A 20,546-nucleotide genomic window follows, 5' to 3' on the forward strand; every position below is an offset into this window, starting at 1 on the left:
TAAAGATTCAGTCATAACGGTGAATCATTTGATTCAAAGTGGTTTTTTTTTAATTTTAGGTAGATAAATAATGAAAACTTTTACAGCTACTCCAGCTACAATCAAACGTGAATGGTTTGTGGTTGATGCTACAGGTAAAACTTTAGGTCGCTTAGCAACTGAAATTGCTCGTCGTCTTCGTGGTAAGCATAAACCAGAATATACACCTCATATGGACACAGGTGACTATATTATTGTTATCAATGCAGAACAAGTTGCGGTAACAGGTAAAAAACGTACTGATAAAATGTACTATCGCTACACTGGTTATGTTGGTGGTTTGAAGGAAGCAACCTTTGAACAAATGATTGAACGCCATCCTGAGCGTGTCATTGAGATTGCGGTAAAAGGCATGTTACCAAAAGGACCGTTAGGCCGTGACATGTATCGTAAGCTAAAAGTTTACGCAGGTGCTGAGCATAACCATGCTGCACAACAACCGCAAATTCTAGACATTTAATCGGGGTACTATAAAATGGCTGTTAATCAAAACTACGGTACAGGGCGCCGCAAAAGCTCAACTGCACGTGTATTTATCAGACCAGGTTCTGGTAATATCGTAATCAATAAGCGTACTTTAGAAGAGTATTTTGGTCGTGAAACGGCGCGTATGGTTGTTCGTCAACCATTAGAGTTGCTTGAAATGACTGAAAAATTTGATCTTTACATTACGGTTAAAGGTGGTGGTATTTCAGGTCAAGCTGGTGCAATTCGTCATGGTATCACTCGTGCTCTAATGGAGTATGATGAGTCACTACGTCCTGAATTACGTAAAGCTGGCTTCGTAACTCGTGATGCACGTCAGGTTGAACGTAAGAAAGTGGGTCTACGTAAAGCTCGTAAACGTCCACAATTCTCTAAACGTTAATTGTTTTAAATGCATATAACAGATTAAATAGTGTGTTATATGATTAAATAATCAGAAGAGATAGGTTTAGCGACCTGTCTCTTTTTTTATTTATGTATTAAAGATAGAGTGCTCTTAAGTATTTTTTAATATAATATGATCAATTGCGAACACCATGGTATCAGTATTTATGAATAGCCCCTCACCACAGATAACCTCTCTAAGACAACTTAGTTTTGCGGTATTGCTTTTTCCGATTTGCCTTGTTTTATATGAATTTACTGTTTACATCGGTAATGATATGACTCTACCTGCGATGCCTAACCACATTCTGCGCTATTTTGATGCGAGTTCTGAGTGGAGTGCTAAGTCGATGAGCTATTATATTTTTGGGGGGATGCTTTTACAGTGGTTAATTGGCCCACTTGCAGATAGAAAGGGGCGCCGAGTAGTCATGTTAAGTGGTGTGGCATTTTTTATTATCACTTGCCTTGCGATTTTATTTGTCGCGAATATAGAGCAATTTATGATGATGCGAATACTTCAGGGCATTGGTTTATGTTTCATTGGTGCAGTGGGTTATGCGGCTGTTCAAGATTCTTTTAATGAAGTAATTGCTATTAAATTAACCGCTATCATGGCGAATGTCTCTCTAATTGCTCCCATGCTTGGACCTTTATTGGGTAGTAAAATTATTGAGATTGCACCTTGGCAAGTGATATTCATCCTTTTTGCAATCTTATCTCTTATCGCCTTTTTAGGGCTTTTTAAGTCTATGCCAGAAAGCGCACCATTAAAAGGCCAACCCCTCGTTGTTAAAGAAATTTGGACTGATTATCGACAAATCTTTGCTAATCCTCAATTTTTGAGAGGATCATTAGCGATAGGATTTGCCCTTATTCCTTTGTTGACTTGGATTGCCCAGACTCCTCTTATATTCATGACAGATAGAGCATTAACGAATAAGCACTATAGTTTATTGCAAATACCAGTTTTTGTCTGCTTATTGTTAGGTAATTTTACGCTTGCACGTTTAACTGGCAAAGTGGCTATTACGCGTCCTATCTTTCTAGGGGCCATTCCTATGATGATTGGGATCTTAATTGCAGCGATAGGTACGTTGTTTAATCCAGAGAGTTATCAATTTATGGTGGTCGGTATTTCAATTTATGCCTATGGGCTTGGTGTGGCGAATGCAGGGTTATATCGTTTAACGTTATTTTCAAGTCAAATCAGTAAAGGAACCGTTTCAGCTGCGCTTGGTATGATAAATGCTTTTATGTTTGCAGGTGGAATTGAATTAGCAAACCATGCTTACCTATTGACTGATTTAATTGGCTTTAATTTAATGTCTTTAATTTGTATTGTCTTATGGGCCATGTGTGCGTTTGCATTTATCAGTACATATAAAAAAGCGAAATGCTTATAATTCGATGAGGTGAATTCAAATTGCACGTTCTATTGATGATGTGGTCTATTTAATGTCATAGCAAACTGTATAGATGATTAACACCCTTAATCATCTATCGGCTCTTACAAGCCTTTGGTTGCCTCTCATCCTATCCAATCTCTAGCGCGCCACTTGAGTTCGCTATCAAAAAAACATAATACGAAAAAACAATCAGAAGAAATGGCTTAAAAAGCATCAGGAAAATGGGTTACTCCCTTTTATAAACGGCCTTCTATATATCATATTGTTTCGGAAGCTAATTATAAAAATGTCATGTCTCTTATCAAGTACTCAACAATGTGAATAATGATTGATTAACCATCTTAGTGTTTAATTTTTTTACTTCTTAGCAATAGCTTACATTCTCCCTTTCAAGGGAGGATGTAAGCTTGAATGATAAATTTTGTCCGCTATTTTTCTTGATTTGAATAGGAAATGACTTTTTAGTCTGTTATAAAATGACATTGCATCTATAAAAATAGGTCGAGTAGATCATTTAAAAATAATTTTCCCTTAGATGTAATTTGCCAATGAGAATCCGTTGTATCTATAAAGCCTTTTGAAGTAGCATCTGAAATTGCCTTTTCAATGCTAGTTAATTCACAAAAGGTGTAATGTTCAAATTCAGTTTTAGCGACAGGTTCAAATAATCGAAAACGATTCATAAAAAACTCAAAAGGTCTTTCCTCAAGAGGTACTTGCCATGATTGGTCTAAATAACGGCTTTCCATGTAGCCTTTTGGATGTTTTGTTTTTTGCGTTCGAATAATTGAACCATTTAAATATGTTATTTTTCCATGTGCACCGCAGCCAATTCCTAGATAATCCCCAAAACGCCAGTAATTTAAATTATGTTGGCATTGGTATCCTACTTTTGAGTAGGCAGAGGTTTCGTATTGTACGTAGCCTGCTTGACTGAGTAATTCATTTCCTTGTGTATAAATATCCCAAAGAATATCATCATCGGGTAATTTAGGTGGTTTGGAGGCAAAGTTGGTATTGGGCTCAATGGTTAATTGATACCAAGAAAAATGAGGAGGATCTAATTCAATGATCTGCTTAATATCATTTAATGCTTCTTCGGTACTTTGGTTTGGCAGGCCATGCATGATATCTAAATTGAAACTTTGCAGGCCAAGTTTTTTCGCAATGTGTGCTGCATTGATGGCCTCTTTAGGATCGTGAATGCGGCCTAGGCGTATGAGCTTATCAGCATTAAAGCTCTGCACACCTATCGAAATACGATTGACTCCACTGGATTGATAATTAGAAAAACGAAGCGCTTCAACACTATTGGGATTTGCTTCCATGGTAATTTCAGCTGATGGGCTCACCTCTACTCTTGCAAAAATACCTTTTAACAAGGTATCTAGAACATCACCATCAAGTAAGCTTGGCGTTCCACCACCAATAAATATAGATTGGATTTGTCTGCCTTTAACTAATTTTGCATCGATTTCTAAATCTTTCAGTAAGTGCTCAATATACTCAACTTGCGGTAATTTAGTTTTTAGGGCATGAGAATTAAAATCGCAGTAAGGGCATTTTTCCACACACCATGGAATATGAACATACAGACTAAGTGGTGCTAGTGTGAAGTTAGAATGCGCTTTGAGTGTCATAATTAACCCTATTTAGAATGAGTGTAAGAGGTATCAGAGTTAAAATGTTGGAATAACGCACTTAACGCTTGCCCTCGGTGTGAATATTGATGTTTTTCCTCACGAGTTAATTGGGCAGCAGTTTTGTCAAGATCAGGAATATAAAAATAAGGGTCATAGCCAAAACCTTGATTTCCTCTGGGTTCATCAATAATTTGACCATGCCAAATACCGTAGCAGACAATCGGAGCAGGATCTGTTGCGTGGGTTAAAAATACCAGTGCGCAATGAAAAGTCGCTTCTCTATTGATAGTTGGATTTTGCTTTAATGTTTCAATGAGTTTAGTATTATTTTCTTGGTCGGTTGCGTCTATTCCTGCATAACGAGCAGAATAGATTCCTGGCTCTCCTTGTAAGCCTATGACACTTAGACCTGAATCATCTGCAAGTGCTGGAAGCCCAGTAATTAAAGATGCATGTCTTGCTTTGAGGATCGCGTTTTCAATAAATGTTAGACCTGTTTCTTCAACAGATGTGACATTAAGATCTGTTTGCGCGATAACATCCCAGCCAAATTGACCTAATAAGTGTTGAATTTCATTGACTTTACCGGGATTGGCAGTAGCTAGAACGAGTTTTTGCATAATAAAAATACCTGTAAAATTAAAAGTATCTGATAAGAGTGAGATGATATTTTACCATGATTACTTAATATTTCGTGCCTATTTCTTTTTTTGTAATTGAGTTGATGCGATGAGAATCCAAAAATGCATTTGGTTACTTTATTAATTCATTTAAACGCTAGATGAATTATTGCAGGTTTTCTCATCTTTCGTCTAGTATTGTGAACTTATCTTATGCTGATGTGACTTATGTGATGCTGCATTATATAATGCTGATGTTTTTCCGAAGATAAGAGTTTTTTCCTAACACTCAAGCTAACTTAATCACAGCAATTAACCTCTTAGGCTTGTTTAAAGCGGTTATGCCTATTACAATCGTGCATAATGAAAATGATAAAAGTAAGACACTTAGGCATGAGGAATCAATCGTCATGAATACGACACAAGAACATGGGTTAATTGCAGAACAATTATCAAATGTCAGGAAACAAATTGCTCAGAGCGCACTGCAATATGGACGAAATCCGACAGACATCACGTTACTTGCGGTCAGTAAAACAAAAAGTATTGACCAAATTGAACATGCAATCCATGCTAATCAAAATGAATTTGGTGAAAATTATGTCCAAGAGGGTATAGAAAAAATACAATATTTTGAAACGACACCCTATCGTGAGCAATTGATTTGGCACTTTATTGGACCTTTGCAAAGTAATAAAAGCAAATATATCGCTCAACATTTTGATTGGTTGCATACGTTAGATAATGAAAAATTAGCTAAGCGACTCGGTGCGCAGCGTCCTTTGCATTTACCTCGATTGAATGTACTAATCCAAGTTAATATTAGTGGTGAAGAAACAAAATCAGGAATTGATCTAGATGAGGTTGATACATTAGTGCAGTGTGTTTTAGCTGAAACAACACTCTGTTTTAGAGGGTTAATGACGATTCCAGCGCCTATTGGTGATAATCCTACCGATGAGAAGATACAGCAGCATTATTTGAGTCTAATGAAATTAACAGATAAATTTAAACAGTTGCAACAAGAATATCCGCACCATCAAAATTGTCAGATAGATACACTTTCTATGGGTATGAGTGATGATCTTTCAGTCGCTATTCGGGCTGGTAGTACATTAGTGCGGGTTGGATCAGCGATTTTTGGTGCAAGAACTTAATGATTACATAATGAGGTAACTATGCATTCCCCTTTGCGTTATGGTAATAAAGTCTATCCTAAACTTGGTTTTATCGGTGCGGGAAATATGGCAAAAGCGATTATTGTTGGTTTGATTAAAACAGGCTACCCCGCTGCAGAAATATGCGTAAGCTCACCTTCTGAAATTAGGCGTGCTGCACTGAGTCATGAATATGGCGTTTCCCATCATCATGATAATATTCAAAATGCACTTGATGCTGATGTGATTATACTAGCGGTCAAACCACAAATGATGCAAGCGGTATGTGAGTTATTAAGACAGCATGTTAATTTATCGAATAAATTGTTAGTGACGTTAGCAGCAGGAATAGAAGTAGCGCAGTATCAAGTATGGTTAGGGGATGAGATTGAGATTATACGAGTCATGCCTAATACACCTGCCATCATAGGTGAGGGAGTTAGCGGTATCTATGCTTCAGATAAGGCGAGCGGACAGGCAAAAATGTTTGTCGAAAAGTTGATGCAAAGTGTTGGATTAGTTCACACATTAAAGCAAGAAGAACAGATGCATGCCTTTATTGCTACCGCTGGCAGTGCCCCTGCTTATTTTTTTAAATTCATGCAAGCTATGCAAGAAGCGGCGATAAAGCTTGGTTGTAGTGATGAAGAGGCTAAGCTGCTTGTTTTACAATCTGCAAAAGGAGCAGTCTTGTTAGCTGAGGCGGCTGAATCAAATACATTTGAAGCATTAGCTCAGCAGGTGACATCTAAGGGAGGCACAACAGAGCAGGCTCTTAATGCGTTCGTAAAAGGCGATTTATTTAGTTTGGTATATGATGCAATGAAAGCTGCATCAGATAAATCACGCACAATGTCAGCAGGTAAGCGATAATTTTTGTCGATAAAATAGGCTAATTACTGTAGAGTAAGGGTGGCCAATGATTGGTCTAAAAATATGAATGTTAGGAATTTAAGGAAATAGCGTTATGATTTTAATCTATGAAATAATTAATTTGTATGTCATGGTGTTAATACTGAGAGTGTGGCTACAAATTGCTCGTGCAGACTTTTATAACCCATTTTCTCAAACGATCGTTAAATTAACAGAGCACATTACAGCGCAGCCTAGGCGACTTTTCCCAGCTAGAGGGGCCATTGACTATGCGTCTTTATTAATTGCTTATGTGCTTATTTTTGGGAAGTTTTTAATCAATTCATTTGTAAGTTCTGTTGGGTCATTTGATATTGTGGGCTTAATTGTATTTTCAGTGTTAGATTTTACCCATTTAATTGGACAGACGGTTTTTTGGGTAATGATCATTAATGTGATTTTAAGTTGGGTAAGTCAAGGACGTAATCCAATTGATGCAGTGATTTATCAACTGACTCAACCTCTTATTGGACCGATTAAACGTATCGTTCCTCCAGTAGGAATGATTGATTTTTCGATAATGATATTCTTATTTGGACTCTACTTTTTAAATTATTTACATGGGCAAGTAACGTTTTTCATTACAAGAGCACTGTATGGAATTTAAGTCATCCAATCCTTTACCAACAAAAATTATGCTGTGTTTGTATATACAACCTAAATCTAGCCGAGATCAGTGGGTGGGCTGGTATGGTGAGGAATATAAACTTGCTATTACAGCGCCGCCAGTGGATGGTAAAGCAAATGATCATATTATTAAGTTACTGTCTAAGACATTTAAAGTTGCAAAAAAGAATATTATGATTGAACAAGGTGAGCTCGGTCGGCATAAACGTATTAGTATTCAATTTCCAACATTGATACCTGAGGAATTAGCTTCAGTTGTCAAAATTATCAATTAATTAAACTAAAGAGGGAACCAGTATGTTTCTAAAAAAAACCGCACTAGCAGTATTAACTATGTCAACATTACTTGTTGGTTTAAATGCTTTTGCAGAACAAATTACTGTGAAAATGACAACAAATAAGGGACCGATTACATTAACGCTTGATGGTGATAAAGCACCTCTAAGTGTCAGTAATTTTGTTGAATATGCACAGGCGGGTTACTATGATGGCACGATCTTTCACAGAGTGATTCCAGGTTTTATGATTCAGGGTGGGGGATTTACCTCTGATATGCAACAAAAAGAGACGAGAAGCCCCATTAAAAATGAAGCAGATAATGGTTTGCTTAATACAAGGGGAACGATTGCGATGGCAAGAACAAGCGATAAAGATAGCGCGACATCGCAGTTTTTCATTAACGTTGTTGATAATAAATTTTTAGATAATGGCGCAAGAGATTTTGGATATGCGGTATTTGGTGAAGTAACTGAAGGAATGGATGTAGTAGATTCGATTGCTAATGTGGAAACAGCAAATCAAGGTGGCCATCAAAACGTCCCTACACAAGCTGTCATTATTGAAAAAGTAGAAGTCGTTAAATAGTTTTTATATCAGTAGAGTAAAGAGCGTCATTGAGTGATAAATACAGCCCAATGACGTAATTTTAAATAAGCGATATTTATTTTTGGATTTTAGAATCCATATTAAACACTAAAATTTCTCGGCATGTATCTTATCTAAGTGTAATATGCTTATGCGCTATGGAGTCAGTTGTAAGCTTATATGAACCAAGATCATTTAATATTGGTTTATCACAATTATTTGATTGCGATAAAAAGATCAACGTGCGTCGCTGAATAATAAAATTCATAATCTGCTGTATAAGCGCGTTCATATGAGCAGTTTGGGTCAGTAAAATATGCCCAAATATGTTGCCATAACTCAATAATCACGTTAGGAATTTCACCGTGATGGCTAAATTTTAAATAACGCCCAGCAGGTACGTTAGTTTTTTCTAGTGCGTTTGCGTGTTCATTTATTTCAGTGATGCCGGCCCATACGTCATATTCACCATGCATATCGGCTTCATAATTCGTATAAATACCATATACAGATGATTGTGAACTCATTTTAGGTGCAACCTCATAGCCAAAACGCTGCCATAATTGACCAATCTTTGCAGTTCCAACGTCAGCCTCAGTACGGTTATTTGTTCTAATATTAAAACCATACACAGTAAAAGCAGAGCATTCGTATTCGATGGGGGTGGCTATGTTATCCATATCTTATCCTTACACGTTCATTAAATAACATATGGATCACATAAATCTTGTATCCATACCTAATAGAATGGGGCTAAATTTGCCCCAATTTAAGCGAATTGACTGTTACTTGTTAAGAATTTGAGTCCACATAAACGGTTACCTTAGAACCTAGTTTAAGTTTCTTATCATCTTTAATCGTGTTCCACGATTTTAGCTCAGCTAATTTTACACCGTGCTTTTGAGCAATTTTACCAAGTGAATCACCTTGTTTCACAGTATATACAATTTTTTGGCGTTTATTAGTATCATTTTTCTGCGCAGTGTTATTTTGAGCATTCGCTAATTTCGTTGAATTTACGATAAGTTTTTGCCCAGGTAAAATTAAGCTTTTATCCGTTAAGTTATTCCATTTTTTCAAATCAGATATTTTAACGTTATTTTTGCTCGCAATTAACGACAAACTATCCCCTTTTTCAATCGTATACTGCCCTTGTGTATTAGGCGTTTTATTTTTTGAATTAGAGGCTGTTTGCGTATTAGGCTGATCTGTACTTGACTTAACTTTTGCTCTAGCAATTTGTCCCGACTCAATTGATGAAATAAATTGAGTCTCAAGTGCGCGAGGTAATAAAATATAATGCTCTCCATTAGCATTCGTTACCCCTTTTTTATAACCTGCATTTAAATGTTGTAAACGATTTGCACTGATACCAATTTGATCGGCTGCGGCTGATAATTCAATCGGCTGATCAATTTTTACTGGTATAAGCGCATTAGCCTTGTCTGCTTTAGCCAGTTTTACACCGTATTTTTCAGGGTTTTTGAAAATAGACTGAAGGGCTAGTAAACGAGGAATGTACTGTTTCGTAGTAGGCGGAAGCGTACTTAAAGACCAAAAATCGGTTGGTTTTCCTTGTTTTTTATTTTTTGCGATAGCTTGCATCACTCGACCTTCACCACTATTGTAAGCTGCAATAGCAAGTAGCCAATCATTATCAAACATTTTATGTAAGCGTTCGAGTAAATCAAGCGCTGCGGTAGTTGAGGCAACCACATCATGCCTGCCATCGTACAGCTGATTCTGTTTCAAACCGAAATTTTTACCTGTACTTGGTACAATTTGCCAGATACCAGCAGCATTTTGAGAAGAAACAACATCTGTTCTAAATGCGCTTTCAATGATAGGAATTAACACTAATTCCATCGGCATTTTGCGTTCTTTTATTTGTTCCGATAACCAGTACATATAAGGCTCTGCACGAGTTGAAACATCGGTAAAATAGCGTTGCTTATTTTTATAAAAATCGATCTCTTTTTCAATTCTGGAGTTGCTCTCAGTTGGCATCGTCATTTCTTTTGCCATATATTGCCAAACTGTTTGCTCACTAAAAGTATCATCAATCCAATTTAAACTTGGGTTGTCGTGTTTTTTAACTGGATCAGGTGACATGACTGCATTGGAACTATTTTGGCAACCTGATAAAAAAAGGATTGCTAGGAGTGTTGTAAAAAGTGCTGTTTGTAATCTCTTCATAATTTTATTTACTCATCATTGGTTACCTAGTTCAATCACTTTCACAATAAGCTTACATGAAGCTCAAAGCCAAAAAGCAATAATGGATCATTGCATAGATTGAACATCAGTCTTATGTTGAATTCAACCTCGATATCAACATGCGAAGTACTTAAACCTTCAGACCAAAAAGTAATTTCATTTTTATTAGATAGTGCTAGACGGTTATTTACCAGCTACACATATCTATATGGGTTAATAATACATATCCCACTCACAATAAGTGGGAGTTTTCTAATATCACTCATTAAGTGACACCCAAAGCACGCTTCCTTTCTCAGGAATTATTAGTTTAAGTTGTATTTAAATTATACAAACCTATTGCTCGGGCGGCTGATGATAACCACCTTTTGCTCAGAGTACAACCTTTTGGTTAAAAATTGTCCTTTAATTTACGTAATTCACTAAATCGTTGAAGTGTATCGAAATAGTTGTAAGTTTTAACAGGAATTTCATTTAAATCAATGTATTTACACAATAAGTACGGGTTGATGCGTTGTTCAATTTCAATGCTTGAGGGAACACTTGGTTGCTTGCTATGATAACGTGATTCAATGAGTTGAATATGAGATTTAATCTCTTGATTATGTTTAAAAATTGAAGCTGCAAATTTAAGATTAGATAAAGTATATTCATGAGCAGGGCAAACAAGCGTACTTGCTGGAAACTCCATTAATTTATTTAAAGAATCAAACATTTGTTGATAACTTCCTTCAAATAATCGACCGCAGCCTGCTGAGAAAAGTGTGTCACCAGTAAATAGAATTTCGCCAAAATAATAGCAAACATGCCCAAGCGTATGGCCAGGAGTTTCTATTATATTGCATGGCTTGCCTAATAATGTGATTTGGTCTTGATCCTTTATAATTTGATTAGCGCCTTTGTGCCTAGTTTCTTCAGGTCCATAAACTAACAGTCCTTTATAATGCTCTACAAGCGCCTCTACCCCATCTGTATGATCATAATGGTGATGAGTTAAGATAATAGCTGTTGGCGTCAATTGGTGATGATTTAGATAGTTTATGACAGGTTCACTCACACCAGGATCAACGATAATTGTTTCTTTATCTGAGCTGCTCATTTTTGTTAAAAGCCAAATATAATTATCGGTTAAAACGGGAAGAGCAGTGAGTTGCCAATCGTTAATATAGCTAACATTTAGATCGCTTAAGGTTAAAGTAGTCATAATATGATTGTTGTCTAGAGACTGATTGATTAGAAAAATAAGGTAATGAAGATAATATCAAGCAATTTGAGTTTTCATTTTTTACTCCCACGCAATTGAATTTCATCATGGGAGTAAAATAGATAGTAGGTCTAAGCGTTTATAAATGATTCGCCTAGCTCTATATCAGCTTTTAACACAGTTAACATGCTATCTAGGGCATTTTTTTCAAATGGGCTTAAATCGCCAATTGGTAAACGTTCTTCAATTCCGTTTTTACCTAGACGAACTGGCTGAGCAAAAAATCGAGCATATTGTCCATCACCTTCAACATAAGTACATTCTACTACATTTGTCTCGCCTTGCATTGCACGAATAATAGATAATGCAAATCTTGCTGCTGCCTGACCCATAGAAAGCGTGGCTGAACCACCACCTGCTTTTGCTTCAACAACTTCAGTTCCTGCATTTTGAATGCGCTTAGTTAAATTCTCTACAGCTTCATTGGTAAAGCTAACTCCCTGTACTTGTGAGAGTAATGGTAAAATTGTCACACCAGAATGACCACCAATAACCGGTACATTTACAGTTGCAGGATTTAAGCCGTGTTGTTCTGCAACGAATGTATTAGCTCTAATAATATCAAGTGTTGTGATACCAAATAATTTATTTTTGTTATATACACCTGCTTTTTTCAAGACTTCAGCTGCAATCGCCACTGTTGTATTGACAGGGTTAGTGATGATAGCAATGCATGCATTAGGGCAAGTTTTAGCAACTTGTTCAATTAAATTACGAACAATTCCTGCGTTGATATTAAATAGATCAGAGCGATCCATCCCAGGTTTACGTGCCACACCAGCTGAAATTAATACGATATCAGCTCCTTGTAAAGCAGGAGTCGCATCCTCTCCGCTAAAGCCTTTTATGCTGACTTGTGTCGGGATATGGCTTAAGTCAACAGCAACACCAGGGGTAACAGGTGCAATGTCATAAAGAGATAATTCAGAACCGGCAGGTAACTGAGTTTTGAGTAAGAGTGCTAACGCTTGTCCGATACCGCCTGCGGCGCCTAGAACTGCAACTTTCATTGAATGACTCCCTAAGTAATTTAAATTGGAAATATAGTTTGTAACAAATTCGTTAAAAAATAAGTATGCAACTAATACATTACACTTTTATTACTTTTTTGAATAGTGCACTATCTCTCAGATTTTCATTTTTTATTGAAAGAATAATTATTATTTCTATTTTATGCTTAAAATTACAACTATTTTTACCCAAATGATAAAATCAGATTGACTTTTGTGCTTAAAATCGCTATTTTCTTACCCCTTTAAAACCCAATTCAATTTTTAGGATTGAAGTTTTATTTTTGACATCTATTAGGCTTTAATTTTTTCTGTTTGGTTGTCTGCGTGAAAACGCGAAAATTAACCATTTTTATTAACTTACATTTAAGATACTCAGGAGTTTACCTTGGCTAATATCAAATCAGCTAAGAAGCGTGCGATTCAATCTGAAAAACGCCGCCAACATAATGCTAGCCGTCGCTCAATGATGCGTACATACATCAAAAAAGTTTACGCTGCAATTGAAGCAAATAATAAAGATGAAGCAGTAGCTGCTTTTGCTGTGATGCAACCGATCTTAGATCGTCAAGCAGCACGTGGTTTAATCCACAAAAACAAAGCAGCACGTCATAAGGCTAACCTTACTAAGCACATCGCTGCGATGGCTTAATCAAGCTTTTTAGCGCTTCTATGAATCCCGTTATTTTACGGGATTTTTTGTTTTTTGATAAGCATTGAAGTTTTTTAATGCTTATTTGCATATTTTGTTTTAAATTCCCCTAATTTAATTAGTACATTTCCTATCCTGTATGTTTAAGAGTAGTACTCTTAGCATAATATGCTTCACTCTAAACTTTTTCTCATCTCTATATATTAACTATTTGATTTGTAAATTTGCTTGGTGACGTATTTTAAATAATATTGAAAAATCAATGTGTTTTAATTTAAGTGTCATTTTTATTAAGGACAAGCTTTTTTTCTTTCTCAATGAAAAAGTGGTTAAATTTTAATTAGTGCTGTTTTAATGATCTAGGTCAAATGGTATGACCATTTGGCTTGGTACTCTGCTTTTAGCCCAAAAGGCTGTACCGATTGATTAACTTAGGAGAAAAGTTATGGCTAACAGCATGAATATTCAAGAGTTGCAAAATACTGCATGGCGTGGTTTTAAAGCCGGTAATTGGCAAGAAAATGTCGATGTCCGAGATTTTATCCACTTAAATTACACTCCATATGAAGGGGATGAAAGTTTCTTAGCAGGAGCAACACCTGCAACGACAAAATTATGGGAAAAAGTATCGGAAGGAATCAAGGAAGAAAATCGTACTCATTCTCCATTAGATTTTGATACCGAAATTATCTCGACTATTACTTCTCATGATGCTGGTTATATCGATCAGTCTTTAGAGAAGATAGTTGGTCTTCAAACAGATGCTCCTTTAAAGCGTGCTATCATGCCATTTGGTGGCATTAAGATGATTGAAAGTTCATTTAAAGCTTATGGACGCGAACTAAATCCTGAATTAAAGAAAATCTTTACTGATTATCGTAAGACACACAACCAGGGTGTATTTGATGTTTATACACCAGATATCTTAAGCTGTCGTAAATCAGGTGTTTTAACTGGTTTACCAGACGCTTATGGGCGTGGGCGCATTATTGGTGACTACCGCCGCGTTGCGTTATACGGTATTGATTTCTTAATGGCTGATAAGGTCAAACAATTTAAATCACTTCAAGAAAAATTTGAGCAAGGTGAAGATCTTCATATGACTATTCAGTTACGTGAAGAAATTTCTGAGCAGCATCGTGCCCTTGGTAAAATGAAAGAAATGGCAGCAAAACATGGTTTTGATATATCAAAACCTGCGACGACTGCACAAGAAGCCGTTCAATGGACTTATTTTGCATATTTAGCTGCGGTAAAATCACAAAACGGTGCGGCTATGTCATTTGGTCGTGTTTCAACATTTTTAGATGTGTTTATTGATCGTGATTTACGTGAAGGTAAAATTACTGAAATTGAAGCTCAAGAACTTGTTGATCATCTTGTAATGAAATTACGTATGGTACGTTTCTTGCGTACACCAGAATATGATGAGTTATTCTCTGGCGATCCAATTTGGGCAACAGAATCATTAGCGGGTATGGGCTTAGATGGCCGTACGATGGTCACGAAGACTACGTTTAGATTCTTAAATACGCTCTATACAATGGGTCCTTCCCCTGAGCCTAATATGACGATTTTATGGTCAGAGCAATTACCGATTGATTTCAAAAAATATGCGTCAAAAGTCTCTATCGATACTTCATCACTTCAGTATGAAAATGATGATTTAATGCGTCCTGACTTTAATAGTGATGACTATGCGATTGCGTGCTGCGTGAGTCCAATGGTGGTCGGTAAGCATATGCAATTTTTTGGTGCACGTGCCAACTTGGCTAAAACACTGCTTTATGCAATAAACGGTGGTGTGGATGAGAAATTAAAAATCCAAGTTGGACCGAAAGCAGAACCAATTAAAGATGAGTATTTAAACTTTGATGATGTGATGAATCGCTTAGATGGATTTATGGATTGGTTAGCTAAGCAATATGTTACTGCGCTTAATAGTATCCATTATATGCATGATAAGTATAGCTATGAAGCTGCATTAATGGCATTACATGATAGAGATGTCCGTAGAACGATGGCGTGTGGCATCGCAGGGCTTTCTGTTGCAGCAGACTCACTGTCAGCAATTAAATATGCGAAAGTAAAACCGATTCGTGATGAAGACGGTATTGCGATTGATTTTGAAATCGAAGGTGAGTTCCCGACCTTTGGTAATAATAATAAATTAGTCGATGATATTGCTTGTGATTTAGTTGAACGTTTTATGAAGAAAATTCAGAAATTGAAAACTTATCGTGATGCAGTGCCAACACAATCAGTGTTAACCATTACATCAAATGTTGTATACGGTAAAAAAACGGGTAACACACCTGATGGACGTCGTGCTGGTGCACCATTTGGACCAGGTGCAAATCCAATGCATGGCAGAGATCAGAAAGGTGCAGTTGCTTCATTGACTTCAGTTTCTAAATTACCGTTTGCTTATGCAAAAGATGGCATTTCATATACATTCTCGATTGTTCCTAATGCGTTAGGCAAAACAGATGAAGAACGTAAAACTAATCTTGCAGGCATGATGGACGGTTATTTCCATCACTCAGCGCAAGTTGAAGGTGGTCAGCATCTTAATGTGAACGTCTTAAATCGTGAGATGCTAGTTGAAGCTATGAATGATCCTGAATTGTATCCACAATTAACTATTCGTGTATCAGGTTATGCGGTGCGATTTAATTCATTGACTCGTGAGCAACAACAAGATGTGATTACTCGTACTTTTACAACAACCATGTAAAGGTAAAAAGTTTGTACAGGTAAGTGCAAATAAACTGATAATCTAACTTAAAAGCCTCGCAATGCGAGGCTTTCTTTTGAAGTGTGATCACAGTCTAAGTGGATGAAATATGTTAGAGTCATTCAAAATCAAAGGATGTGATGGTTCATTTAACTTTTAATCAGAGATGATAAATATTTTAGGAGTCTGATTATGTCTACTTTAGGTCGAGTACATTCAATTGAATCATGTGGCACATTAGATGGCCCAGGTATTCGTTATGTGGTCTTTTTTCAAGGGTGTTTGATGCGCTGTATGTATTGTCATAATCGTGACACTTGGGATTTGCATTCAGGAAGGGAAGTGACCGTGGATGAACTCATGTCAGAACTTGTCACTTATCGTGCTTATATGAATGCCTCCGGGGGAGGGGTTACAGCTACGGGCGGAGAGGCAGTATTACAGCCCGAATTTATTCGGGATTGGTTTAGAGCTTGTAAAGCTGAAGGAATACACACTTGTCTTGATACTAATGGATTTGTCAGGCATTACGATATCGTCATTGATGAGATGATAGAAGCCACTGATTTAGTTATGCTGGATATTAAACAAGTCAATGATGAAATACACCAGCAACTTGCAGGAGTCTCTAATCAAAGAACTCTTCAGTTTGCAAAATATCTCGCTCAAAAAAATAAAAGAACGTGGGTACGATATGTGGTTGTGCCAGGGTGGACAGATGATGATGCGTCTGCACATCTGCTTGGCGAGTTTACCAGTAATATGTACAACATTGAAAAAATAGAGTTATTACCCTATCACGAACTAGGTAAGCACAAATGGACAACAATGGGGGAAATTTACCCCTTAGAAAGCACTAAGCCTCCTTCAAAAGAAACATTAGACCGCCTTAAAAATATTATTGCTGGCTACGGATTACCCGTTGTTTATTAACTGCTTTGTAATTAAACTAGTCATGTTTTGTTCATGAACATTGTTTGGCTAGATCATTAAAGAGATAATGAGCGTTATCTCTATGAGAGCATGGCTATTCGTAGTTGCTATTTTATTTTATATTTTTAAATAGGGGATTAAATGAAAGTTACTGATATTTTGATATTTATTGTTATTATTGCACTTGTGTGTTTAATGTTTTATGGCATATACCGGCTAATGGTTTCAAAAACAATGAAACAGTTACCTAATTTTACTGATGAAAGATTGGTTAAAGCATACAAAAATACTAACCCCATTCTAATCATACTTGTTTCACTTGTCGTATTTGTTCTTTTTCCTGGGCTTGGTGTAGTTGTCTTTTTCTATAATAGAAGAATGCGCAAAGAGTATGCATTAGTCATGCAAGAACGTTCTATTGAGATACCTAAGTAACTTGACCAGTTCTTTATGATATATTTTGATATAGTAGTGCATCACTATTAAACCTTGTAGAAGATGTACGAATAAAAACCGATGGTTATCAAATTATTCCATCGGTTTTTTTATTTTATTTGATTAAGGACATTGCTATTGCCCTGCTATTCGTTTTTTCAATTAGTCATAGGTTTTAAAACAGCTTTTGACTATTGTGCTGCGATAGCCATCTCTTCCACAGCCGTTTTATCATCTATTTGCCCATTAAAATGTCGAGTAATAACATCAAAAAATGCATTTTTAATAGACGGTGGAACTGCATGACCATGCCCGATAGAACCTAAAAGTGTATTATTTTGATTGGCTTCAGATAAGTCCTTCATTGCTTTTTTTGCACAGGCATCAAATTCAGTATCGGGAATATCAGTTCTAGCTGGAACTGAACCCTTGACTTTGTTAAAGGCAATTTGGAAACTTGGATCCATGACTGCAGCGGCAAATTTGTTTTGTGCATTAACCGATTCTTCCCCAACCTTAAACATGGCGAATTGATCGGTGTTAAACGTCACAGCTCCTTGTGTTCCAGGTAATCTGAAACATAAAAAATCTTTATCAGGTGTCATTCCAGCAGAGATAAACTCTCCCTTAGCCCAATCCCCCATAATTTGAAATGCAGCTTGTTCATTAATAACTAATCCAGATGCGACATTCCAATCACGTCCTGAAAAATCTTTATCAACGAGTTTGCGAAGCTGTGCCATTCTTGCAAAAACTTGGCGAGTAGTATCTGATTTAATGGTATCTTGATCTAACTCGATAAATGCTTTTCTATAGTAATCCACTCCCCCTGTTGCAAGTGCGACACCATCAAATATGGTTGCATCTTGCCAAGGCTGACCACCATGTGCAAGGGCGATCAAACCGGCGGCTTGCACTTTTTCAGCTGCAGTAATAAATTCATCCCAAGTCGCGGGAATTTGAGTAATTCCCACTTTATCCATGACGGCTTTATTCGCCCATACCCAGTTAGTTGAATGAACATTAACAGGCGCAGCAATCCATTTATTTTCATATTTTGAAAAAGCTTGAATCGCAGCAGGAACCACCGCATCCCAGTTACCTTCTTTAGCAACTGGGCTAATGTCGGCTAGCACACCTTCTGCTGCCCAGTTTGTGATATCAAACCCTAACATTTGTACGGCTGTAGGGGGATTACCTGAAAGCACACGAGTTCTAACAGTTGTCATTGCAGCCTCACCACCGCCACCTGCAACAGGCATATCATTCCAAGTGATCCCGTCTTTTTCTAAGTTTGTTTTTAATACATTCAATGCAGCCGCTTCGCTACCAGCTGTCCACCAATGAAGTACTTCAACACTATCGTTAGCAAAAGCAGGAATGCTGATTGAGGAAGAAATTATTAATGCACATAAAGTTTTTTTCATGTTAAACCCCTGTATATATTTTAAAAAAATGGACACGGAACATCTAACTGTTGACTAGGCTCACTGATACAAACTTAAATTCTATTACTATGAAATATTTAGATTGCATTTATTTAAGATGACAGTTGTAATTGGAATGCATTTAAAATTATGCTTCATGAACTCAGTGTCTATTATTTATGCTATAGGAAAAATAATAGACCTTGAATACGTTGCTATTTAATGAATCATGCTTATTAGTTTATTATGACTTTTCTATGAAACCTAACTGCTCACGTCCTAACTGTGTTAAAGTCGCTTCTGTGGCTCTGTTTTGAAAATCTACTTCAAAATCATCAGCTGCAAAATCAGGTGGTGATTTACCTTCAAGAAAATGTAATCGCTGCGCTTCTAAATAGGCCGCATTTTTTTCACACCAAGGTGCAGATGCAATATACATAACATTACTGTCAAATTCCCCATTATGTTCATTTTCAACAGAATGGATCACATCACAATGCCAAAAAACACAATCTCCAGGTTCTAAATCAGGAATAGGCGACATCCCTTTTAATAAAAGAGAATGCCATTGCTCTGATATTGAGAGCGCACGGCAGGGAGCAGCTCCACACAATTCGTCTTCTGGAACATCATCTTGTATTGCTCTTAGTAAAATATATGCCATTGCGTTAGCTACGGGTAAGACATTGAGTGTACCTGCATGTTTTCTCTGTGGTGAGAGTGCAGTCCAACCTTGGAATGTTCTAAACATAGAACAGACTGCAGGTGAAGGATATTCTTTGACTAATGTACGCCCTTCAGCTAAAAATGGGTCATATTGATTCCAATTACCTGAAAAAATATGACGATACACATGTCTAAAATTTGGATCAAGCCATCTTTCAATCGAACCACCATCAACATGAGGAGACAGTCCTAGGGAACTTGAGCCTGGTGGTCTTCTCCTTATCCTATCTGCGTAACTGACAATACGATTAGGGTCAAAATAGGATTCTGTTCCATTTGAGGATTTCCATAACGTATTTAGAAATACTTGAGCGGCATTCATGTTGACATCTTGTCTTGCTTTAACTTGTGCCTCGGACCAATAGATACCGTATATTTGCGGTTTGCTAGAGGCTAATGTTCCAAAGTAATTATCCTCTGCGGCATGTTTTAATTTTTCGTAAAAATCATTGGCGTCTAGATAATGACCTATATCTTCATTCCAACGCGTTGCGGTTTCTTTTGAAAATACCCCTAAAATAGCACAGCAACCACGTTTCTTAATTTTTTCTATCGTCTCTTTGGTAACTTGATTATTGAGGATTTCGTTGATATGGACTTGAGGGACTGGGTTAATCCCATTTTCTAATTCAGATGTAATCTCTTTTATTTGCTCTTCTATATTAGCTTGTAGTTCAAGGAATACCTTTTGGTAGTTGGGTAAATTCTGTCTTAAGTTTCTTTTTATCTCAGTGATGGCTTGAGGTAAATTGTCAAGGCTAGGTAAAGTCATATTGAACACTCCTGAATTTAGAAAATAAATTAACAAACGAGTCTCTTTTAACAGTATTGCTATTATTAGCTAATAAAATAGGAAGAAAAAGAGTTAAATTTTTGTTAAAAATTTCCTCTTTTATGAATTGTAATATTTGATTATTTTTTTATTATTTAACAATTAGATGTTGAGTTAAGTGAGGTTCTATATTTATTTTGTTAAATTTATGTGCTTTTTATGCTTATATAAT

Annotated in this window: 20 protein-coding genes; 12 read left to right on the top strand and 8 right to left on the bottom strand. The window is 36.6% G+C overall.

Features of this window, described 5'->3' with window-relative positions; genetic code table 11:
• The first annotated feature begins 70 nt into the window (after positions 1–70).
• From rplM to BMW37_RS00950, 3 genes are all read left to right on the top strand, one after another.
• Positions 71–499, top strand: coding sequence for a 50S ribosomal protein L13 (gene rplM / locus BMW37_RS00940; protein ID WP_093316788.1), 429 nt, complete (start codon positions 71–73; stop codon positions 497–499).
• 15 nt (positions 500–514) lie between these two features.
• Complete coding sequence (rpsI, locus tag BMW37_RS00945) at positions 515–907, top strand: 30S ribosomal protein S9 (RefSeq protein WP_093316791.1); 393 nt, start codon at positions 515–517, stop codon at positions 905–907.
• A 169-nt stretch (positions 908–1,076) separates the two neighbouring features.
• Complete coding sequence (locus BMW37_RS00950; RefSeq protein WP_093316793.1) at positions 1,077–2,315, top strand: MFS transporter; 1,239 nt, start codon at positions 1,077–1,079, stop codon at positions 2,313–2,315.
• Between the two features lie 491 nt (positions 2,316–2,806).
• Here the strand turns inward: BMW37_RS00950 and hemW are convergent, their stop codons facing one another.
• Together hemW and rdgB are read right to left on the bottom strand one after the other, a co-directional pair.
• Entirely contained in the window at positions 2,807–3,958 is a 1,152-nt protein-coding gene (hemW, locus tag BMW37_RS00955) for a radical SAM family heme chaperone HemW (RefSeq protein WP_093316796.1), read from the bottom strand.
• An 8-nt stretch (positions 3,959–3,966) separates the two neighbouring features.
• Entirely contained in the window at positions 3,967–4,581 is a 615-nt protein-coding gene (gene rdgB / locus BMW37_RS00960; RefSeq protein WP_093316798.1) for an RdgB/HAM1 family non-canonical purine NTP pyrophosphatase, read from the bottom strand.
• A 410-nt stretch (positions 4,582–4,991) separates the two neighbouring features.
• Here rdgB and BMW37_RS00965 point away from each other — a divergent pair, with 410 nt between their 5' ends.
• The 5 genes from BMW37_RS00965 to BMW37_RS00985 all read left to right on the top strand — a co-directional run bounded on the left by BMW37_RS00965 (position 4,992) and on the right by BMW37_RS00985 (position 8,141).
• The gene (locus BMW37_RS00965; RefSeq protein ID WP_093316954.1) at positions 4,992–5,738 is read left to right on the top strand and encodes a YggS family pyridoxal phosphate-dependent enzyme; all 747 of its coding nucleotides are present in this window, start codon (positions 4,992–4,994) and stop codon (positions 5,736–5,738) included.
• Positions 5,739–5,759: 21 nt separating this feature from the next.
• Positions 5,760–6,611, top strand: coding sequence for a pyrroline-5-carboxylate reductase (gene proC / locus BMW37_RS00970; protein ID WP_093316801.1), 852 nt, complete (start codon positions 5,760–5,762; stop codon positions 6,609–6,611).
• 94 nt (positions 6,612–6,705) lie between these two features.
• A complete protein-coding gene (locus tag BMW37_RS00975) occupies positions 6,706–7,257 on the top strand; it encodes a YggT family protein (RefSeq protein ID WP_093316803.1) in 552 nt (183 codons plus the stop codon).
• Positions 7,247–7,552 carry a DUF167 family protein gene (locus BMW37_RS00980; RefSeq protein WP_093316806.1) on the top strand — a complete coding sequence of 102 codons (306 nt, stop codon included), beginning with the start codon at positions 7,247–7,249 and terminating at the stop codon, positions 7,550–7,552. The genes BMW37_RS00975 and BMW37_RS00980 overlap by 11 nt, the downstream gene beginning before the upstream one ends.
• Positions 7,553–7,574: 22 nt before the next feature.
• Positions 7,575–8,141 carry a peptidylprolyl isomerase gene (locus tag BMW37_RS00985; RefSeq protein WP_093316808.1) on the top strand — a complete coding sequence of 189 codons (567 nt, stop codon included), beginning with the start codon at positions 7,575–7,577 and terminating at the stop codon, positions 8,139–8,141.
• Positions 8,142–8,356: 215 nt separating this feature from the next.
• Here BMW37_RS00985 and BMW37_RS00990 read toward each other — a convergent pair whose 3' ends face one another.
• From BMW37_RS00990 to mdh, 4 genes are all read right to left on the bottom strand, one after another.
• Entirely contained in the window at positions 8,357–8,821 is a 465-nt protein-coding gene (locus BMW37_RS00990) for a GyrI-like domain-containing protein (protein ID WP_093316811.1), read from the bottom strand.
• Positions 8,822–8,933: 112 nt separating this feature from the next.
• Complete coding sequence (locus BMW37_RS00995; protein ID WP_093316814.1) at positions 8,934–10,337, bottom strand: transglycosylase SLT domain-containing protein; 1,404 nt, start codon at positions 10,335–10,337, stop codon at positions 8,934–8,936.
• A 412-nt stretch (positions 10,338–10,749) separates the two neighbouring features.
• Entirely contained in the window at positions 10,750–11,562 is an 813-nt protein-coding gene (gene gloB, locus BMW37_RS01000; protein WP_093316816.1) for a hydroxyacylglutathione hydrolase, read from the bottom strand.
• A 131-nt stretch (positions 11,563–11,693) separates the two neighbouring features.
• Positions 11,694–12,632 (bottom strand): malate dehydrogenase, encoded by a 939-nt coding sequence (gene mdh / locus BMW37_RS01005; RefSeq protein ID WP_093316819.1) that lies wholly within the window; start codon positions 12,630–12,632, stop codon positions 11,694–11,696.
• 388 nt (positions 12,633–13,020) lie between these two features.
• Between mdh and rpsT the strand changes: the two genes are divergently transcribed.
• From rpsT to BMW37_RS01025, 4 genes are all read left to right on the top strand, one after another.
• Positions 13,021–13,284, top strand: coding sequence for a 30S ribosomal protein S20 (gene rpsT, locus BMW37_RS01010; protein ID WP_093316821.1), 264 nt, complete (start codon positions 13,021–13,023; stop codon positions 13,282–13,284).
• Between the two features lie 457 nt (positions 13,285–13,741).
• Positions 13,742–16,021, top strand: a complete 2,280-nt coding sequence (gene pflB / locus BMW37_RS01015) for a formate C-acetyltransferase (RefSeq protein ID WP_093316956.1) — start codon at positions 13,742–13,744, stop codon at positions 16,019–16,021.
• Positions 16,022–16,213: 192 nt separating this feature from the next.
• The gene (pflA, locus tag BMW37_RS01020; protein WP_093316823.1) at positions 16,214–16,954 is read left to right on the top strand and encodes a pyruvate formate lyase 1-activating protein; all 741 of its coding nucleotides are present in this window, start codon (positions 16,214–16,216) and stop codon (positions 16,952–16,954) included.
• Positions 16,955–17,095: 141 nt separating this feature from the next.
• The gene (locus BMW37_RS01025) at positions 17,096–17,389 is read left to right on the top strand and encodes a hypothetical protein (protein WP_093316826.1); all 294 of its coding nucleotides are present in this window, start codon (positions 17,096–17,098) and stop codon (positions 17,387–17,389) included.
• A gap of 191 nt (positions 17,390–17,580) precedes the next feature.
• On the opposite strand, the gene BMW37_RS01030 is transcribed toward BMW37_RS01025, so the two are convergent.
• Positions 17,581–18,816 (bottom strand): ABC transporter substrate-binding protein, encoded by a 1,236-nt coding sequence (locus BMW37_RS01030; RefSeq protein ID WP_093316828.1) that lies wholly within the window; start codon positions 18,814–18,816, stop codon positions 17,581–17,583.
• A gap of 244 nt (positions 18,817–19,060) precedes the next feature.
• Positions 19,061–20,314 (bottom strand): DUF1479 domain-containing protein, encoded by a 1,254-nt coding sequence (locus tag BMW37_RS01035; protein WP_093316830.1) that lies wholly within the window; start codon positions 20,312–20,314, stop codon positions 19,061–19,063.
• Positions 20,315–20,546 lie beyond the last annotated feature (232 nt).

It is taken from the genome of Thorsellia anophelis DSM 18579, assembly GCF_900111395.1.
Classification (GTDB): Bacteria; Pseudomonadota; Gammaproteobacteria; order Enterobacterales; family Thorselliaceae; genus Thorsellia; species Thorsellia anophelis.

Coding starts and splice junctions, on each gene's coding strand:
- rplM (WP_093316788.1), top strand. CDS start 71: ATGAAAACTTTTACAGCTACTCCAGCTACAATCAAACGTGAATGGTTT.
- rpsI (WP_093316791.1), top strand. CDS start 515: ATGGCTGTTAATCAAAACTACGGTACAGGGCGCCGCAAAAGCTCAACT.
- BMW37_RS00950 (WP_093316793.1), top strand. CDS start 1,077: ATGAATAGCCCCTCACCACAGATAACCTCTCTAAGACAACTTAGTTTT.
- hemW (WP_093316796.1), bottom strand. CDS start 3,958: ATGACACTCAAAGCGCATTCTAACTTCACACTAGCACCACTTAGTCTG.
- rdgB (WP_093316798.1), bottom strand. CDS start 4,581: ATGCAAAAACTCGTTCTAGCTACTGCCAATCCCGGTAAAGTCAATGAA.
- BMW37_RS00965 (WP_093316954.1), top strand. CDS start 4,992: ATGAATACGACACAAGAACATGGGTTAATTGCAGAACAATTATCAAAT.
- proC (WP_093316801.1), top strand. CDS start 5,760: ATGCATTCCCCTTTGCGTTATGGTAATAAAGTCTATCCTAAACTTGGT.
- BMW37_RS00975 (WP_093316803.1), top strand. CDS start 6,706: ATGATTTTAATCTATGAAATAATTAATTTGTATGTCATGGTGTTAATA.
- BMW37_RS00980 (WP_093316806.1), top strand. CDS start 7,247: ATGGAATTTAAGTCATCCAATCCTTTACCAACAAAAATTATGCTGTGT.
- BMW37_RS00985 (WP_093316808.1), top strand. CDS start 7,575: ATGTTTCTAAAAAAAACCGCACTAGCAGTATTAACTATGTCAACATTA.
- BMW37_RS00990 (WP_093316811.1), bottom strand. CDS start 8,821: ATGGATAACATAGCCACCCCCATCGAATACGAATGCTCTGCTTTTACT.
- BMW37_RS00995 (WP_093316814.1), bottom strand. CDS start 10,337: ATGAAGAGATTACAAACAGCACTTTTTACAACACTCCTAGCAATCCTT.
- gloB (WP_093316816.1), bottom strand. CDS start 11,562: ATGACTACTTTAACCTTAAGCGATCTAAATGTTAGCTATATTAACGAT.
- mdh (WP_093316819.1), bottom strand. CDS start 12,632: ATGAAAGTTGCAGTTCTAGGCGCCGCAGGCGGTATCGGACAAGCGTTA.
- pflB (WP_093316956.1), top strand. CDS start 13,742: ATGAATATTCAAGAGTTGCAAAATACTGCATGGCGTGGTTTTAAAGCC.
- pflA (WP_093316823.1), top strand. CDS start 16,214: ATGTCTACTTTAGGTCGAGTACATTCAATTGAATCATGTGGCACATTA.
- BMW37_RS01025 (WP_093316826.1), top strand. CDS start 17,096: ATGAAAGTTACTGATATTTTGATATTTATTGTTATTATTGCACTTGTG.
- BMW37_RS01030 (WP_093316828.1), bottom strand. CDS start 18,816: ATGAAAAAAACTTTATGTGCATTAATAATTTCTTCCTCAATCAGCATT.
- BMW37_RS01035 (WP_093316830.1), bottom strand. CDS start 20,314: ATGACTTTACCTAGCCTTGACAATTTACCTCAAGCCATCACTGAGATA.